The organism is Comamonas guangdongensis (assembly GCF_041079535.1).
Taxonomy (GTDB): Bacteria; Pseudomonadota; Gammaproteobacteria; order Burkholderiales; family Burkholderiaceae_C; genus Comamonas; species Comamonas guangdongensis.
The window spans coordinates 1-4,082 of record NZ_JBFYGN010000054.1 but is presented as its reverse complement, the minus strand read 5'-3'; the positions used below and the strand labels follow the sequence as shown (position 1 = coordinate 4,082).

Here is a 4,082-nt window from a genome sequence, read left to right as displayed (position 1 = left end):
GCGCTTGCGAACTCGATCGCGAATCCTACGCCACCACCATCACAAAGAAGTTCGAGGAGAGTTTTTCAACAGAATTGGCTGATCGTGGTCGTTCGTGACTCAGTGCCTAAACAGCAGCAATCGCCAACACTAGTCGTTGAACGTCAGGTGTCTTGAACGGCCACATCACCCTCGTAACTGGCCACTCGCTTGCGCGGTTCACCACGCACCGGCCTGAATGCCCGTTTCTTCGCTCCATTGAGACGTGGCTACGTCGAACTTGCGATCAATCCACGTAGAAACACCATGATCAAGCGTCCAGTCAGCTCCTGGCGGTCGGTGGTCTTTTGCAGTGCAAGCCCATGTGAAAGTGCCATAAAAGCAGCAGCTAGTTCGTGAGGCTCGGCAGGAGTTGAGCGTCCAAGCTTTTTAAACAATAGGTCGATCACGCCGCCGATCTCGGATTGGTGTTTGTCCCAAACCTTTTGGTAATCCGCAGCGAAAGATAGGCTACGCCTCGCATGCAACTGCAGTTCTATGGAAAGCATGCACCAGTCAGCATCGTGATTGAGGGTAGAAGCCCAGGCCTCCAGTTGGGCCAGCATTTGCTCGGGCAATTGCGCGTTGTCGTCCATGAGCGTCGTTAGTTGCATCGCTTCTGCATCCATGTGCCGCCTCAGCAACTCTAGCAAGACATCCTCTTTGCTTGAGAAGTTTGAATAAAAAGCGCCTTGAGAATAACCAGCGTTGTTCGCGATGTCACGGATCGATGCGCCGCCATACCCGTTTGTCACAAACAAGTGCCGTGCAGCGTCGATCAGATGCTCGCGAGTCTGTGCCCGGCTTTCGTCTCGGGTCAGGCGTCTTCTTACAGTTGTGGTGCTCATAGCTTTAAAGATATCACATGAGATTTAGATATCGATCGTTGTGTGATCGCATGTGAATGCTTGCCAAAGAATTTCAGATATCACTTGAGATTTCAAAGTTCTAGCGGTACATTTGAATTTCAAATGAAATCTGAAGATCAATCGAGATGAAAAAGTACAGCAGTCCACAGTCCGCTTTTGTCACTGGCGCCACAGGCCTTCTCGGCAACAACCTTGTGCGTGAGCTGGTCGCGCGCGGCGTCTTCGTCAAGGCTCTCGTCCGTTCGGAAACCAAAGGTATGCAACAGTTCGCAGGAGTGAAAGGCGTGGAACTGGTGCAGGGTGATATGGCAGATGTGCCCGCTTTCTCCAGGGCGCTGCAAGGATGTGACGTGGTGTTCCATACCGCGGCTTTCTTTCGAGACAACTTCAAAGGCGGCAGCCACTGGGAAGAGCTCAAACGCATCAATGTGGACGGTACGCAGCAGCTTATCGAGCAGGCATACGACGCCGGCATCCGGCGCTTCGTTCAGACTTCATCCATCGCAGTGCTGAATGGCGAGCCGGGTGCGCCCATCGATGAGACCTGTCTGCGTGACCTAGCAGATGCTGACGACGACTATTACCGAAGCAAGATACTGGCCGATCAAGTCGTATTGGCCTTTCTTGACACACATCCGGACATGCATGCGAGCTTTGTCTTGCCCGGCTGGATGTGGGGTCCTGCCGATATTGGCCCAACCTCGTCAGGACAATTTGTCAACGATGTGGTGCTGGGAAAATTGCCTGGTCTGCTTCCTGGGAGCTTCTCGGTTGTCGATGCTCGCGATGTAGCGAAGGCGCAAATTTCAGCTGCAGAGCGCGGCCAGCGCGGCGAACGCTATCTCGCTGCCGGCCGCCACATGACGATGCATGAATTGGTTCCCTTGGTCGGGAAGATCGCGGGCACCAAGACGCCAACCCGCAACTTACCTTTTCTAGTTCTGTATTTCCTGGCGGCGGCGCAGGAGCTCTACGCGAGGATCAGTGGCAAACCCATCTTGCTCAGCTTGGCGACGGTGAGGCTGATGCGCAAAGAGGCGGGACGCACTCATTTCATTCACACAAAGAGCGAGCAGCAGCTTCAACTGAAATTTCGCCCCATCGAGCAAACCGTTGCCGATACGGTCGCTTGGTATCGCCGCCATGGCTGGCTACCCCTTGCGTCGCCCCAATAACGCCAAGTAAACCTCTTCATCGCCCTAGTTCTGGGGGATCTGCCGAAGCCCAACAAGGAAAGACTATGACGGACAAATTGATCTTGAAACTCTTGTCGCTCCTTGGAGCCGTCGTTCTTTTTGCGGTTGCTCTGCGCGAATCCGCTGTGCAGAGCATCTCCTCAGTCAGGGCAGCGGACACACGGCGGAGTCGAACATGCGAGAGCACTTCGAGTTCACCGCGAACTGGCTCATGCGACGACTAAAAGTCGGCGATTGATTGAACCGCTGACAAGCAATCGATTAACTCGCCTCCCACTCAATGAACCGAGAAATTATTTTGATGCGCCACGGTCGGCCGAACTTGGCTCCAGGCGGCAAGGTTTCAGCACTTGACATGAAGTACTGGATTGAGCAATACGAGCTATCCGAAGTCGTAGAGCATCCCGTCCCTGTGGCCAGCATGGGCCTGGCCGCCACAGCAAAGGTGATCATTTCGAGCAATGCACCTCGAGCACTGGCGTCTGTTCGAGCATTGGGCCTTCGACCTCATCTCATAGATGAGATTTTCTGCGAGGCGAAGTTGCCTCACGGAAGATGGAAACGACCTCGCTTTTCCCCATTTACGTGGGCATTTTTTCTTCGGATTGCATGGCTGTGCGGCTTTTCTGGAGGAGTCGAGTCTGCCCGAGAAGCTAAAGTAAGAGCTAATACAGCGGCTCAGCGACTTCAATTGATTGCAAATGAAGGCCCCGTTCTGCTGCTTGGCCATGGCTTCATGAATCGATTGATCGCGAAGCAGTTGGAGTCTGCGGGGTGGATTTGCCGAGAAAGCAGCGGTACGCGGTACTGGAGTGCAACGGTCTATCAAATGAGGCTTGGGGAAAGGAAATAGGTTGTCACTGGCACGACCCGTCATGTGACCTACCTGGTTTCTCTCAGAAGTAGATATCCAGGAATATTTCCCCCTAAAGGGGACTCATTTAACCGAGTCGATTCATGGCTGGCTTGCGGCCCTGAGCAGTCACTTATGTGAATGGGTGAGCCAATGGACTTTCGCCATCACGCAGCAGTGCTGCTGTCTCGCACAACCAGAGTCGGTCTACATCATATTAGGAAGTTGGGGAATTCTGATGCAATTACCAGGCACGATAGTCGAGCAGGCGCATCAATTAATTGATCGCATCAGCACGCCGCCACAGTCTGTGGCCGATTTCGAGGCTATTGCAGACAGTCTTCTACACCTTGCGAACTCCCCTATGTGGCAAGTAGCTCCTTATCCTGTAGCTCGAGTTGGCGAGGAGGCTCTCTATGAACTCGCCGTCGCTGGGGATCGGCCGGCACTGTATCTTGTCTCGGATGGAGTTGGCGTCACAAGTCCTCCTCACTGCCACGAAACTTGGGCTGTCGTAGTGGGCATTCGGGGCTTGGAATTGAACCGCCTCTATACGAAGTCCGCTAAGTCCGGAATCGTCGTCGAAACCACCCACGTTGCAGTGGGCTCGGGCGAGGTTCTGCTCCTAGGGCCCGACGATATCCACTCCACCGAAGTAGTTGGCCAAGCTGCTACGTATCACCTCCACCTCTATGGGAGGCCATTGAGTGCTCTTTCGAGTTTTCAAGCCCGTTGCTTCAGCCTTGGTAGCCCATGACGTCCGACGCCAAGCTTGAAGGCCAGCTCGGCAAAACTGACGTCCTCTTAATCGAAAAGTTGATAGTCCAAGACTTGACCACCATTTGACAGCTCGTTAAAGCCGCATTCTCGAAGTACATTGAGCGTTTGGGCGACGTCCCCCCGTTTTCAGTAGCACAAGGCTTTGGAGTCCGGGGTTAATTTAACGGTTTTTGCATCAGCCTCTGGGCATAGGCAGCAGGCGTGAGTCCGCCAAGCGATCGCTTGGGCCGTTCTTCGTTGTATTCCCGGCGCCAGGCTTCCACGATTACCCGGGCATGCGCCAGACTGCTGAACCAATGTTCGTTCAAGCACTCATCCCTAAAGCGCCCGTTGAATGATTCGATGTAGGCGTTCTGGTTGGGCTTG

3 protein-coding genes and 1 pseudogene are annotated in these 4,082 nt (G+C 53.9%); 2 read left to right on the top strand and 2 right to left on the bottom strand.

The window, feature by feature from the left end:
* Positions 1-248: 248 nt before the first annotated feature.
* On the bottom strand, positions 249-866 hold the full coding sequence (locus AB6724_RS21645; protein ID WP_369340601.1) for a TetR/AcrR family transcriptional regulator: 618 nt from the start codon (positions 864-866) through the stop codon (positions 249-251).
* 146 nt (positions 867-1,012) lie between these two features.
* Between AB6724_RS21645 and AB6724_RS21640 the strand changes: the two genes are divergently transcribed.
* The gene (locus AB6724_RS21640) at positions 1,013-2,062 is read left to right on the top strand and encodes an SDR family oxidoreductase (protein WP_369340600.1); all 1,050 of its coding nucleotides are present in this window, start codon (positions 1,013-1,015) and stop codon (positions 2,060-2,062) included.
* Positions 2,063-2,363: 301 nt separating this feature from the next.
* Positions 2,364-2,936, top strand: a complete 573-nt coding sequence (locus AB6724_RS21635; protein ID WP_369340599.1) for a histidine phosphatase family protein — start codon at positions 2,364-2,366, stop codon at positions 2,934-2,936.
* 925 nt (positions 2,937-3,861) lie between these two features.
* Here AB6724_RS21635 and AB6724_RS21630 read toward each other — a convergent pair.
* A pseudogene (locus AB6724_RS21630) lies at positions 3,862-4,082 on the bottom strand (integrase core domain-containing protein); the annotation flags it as partial.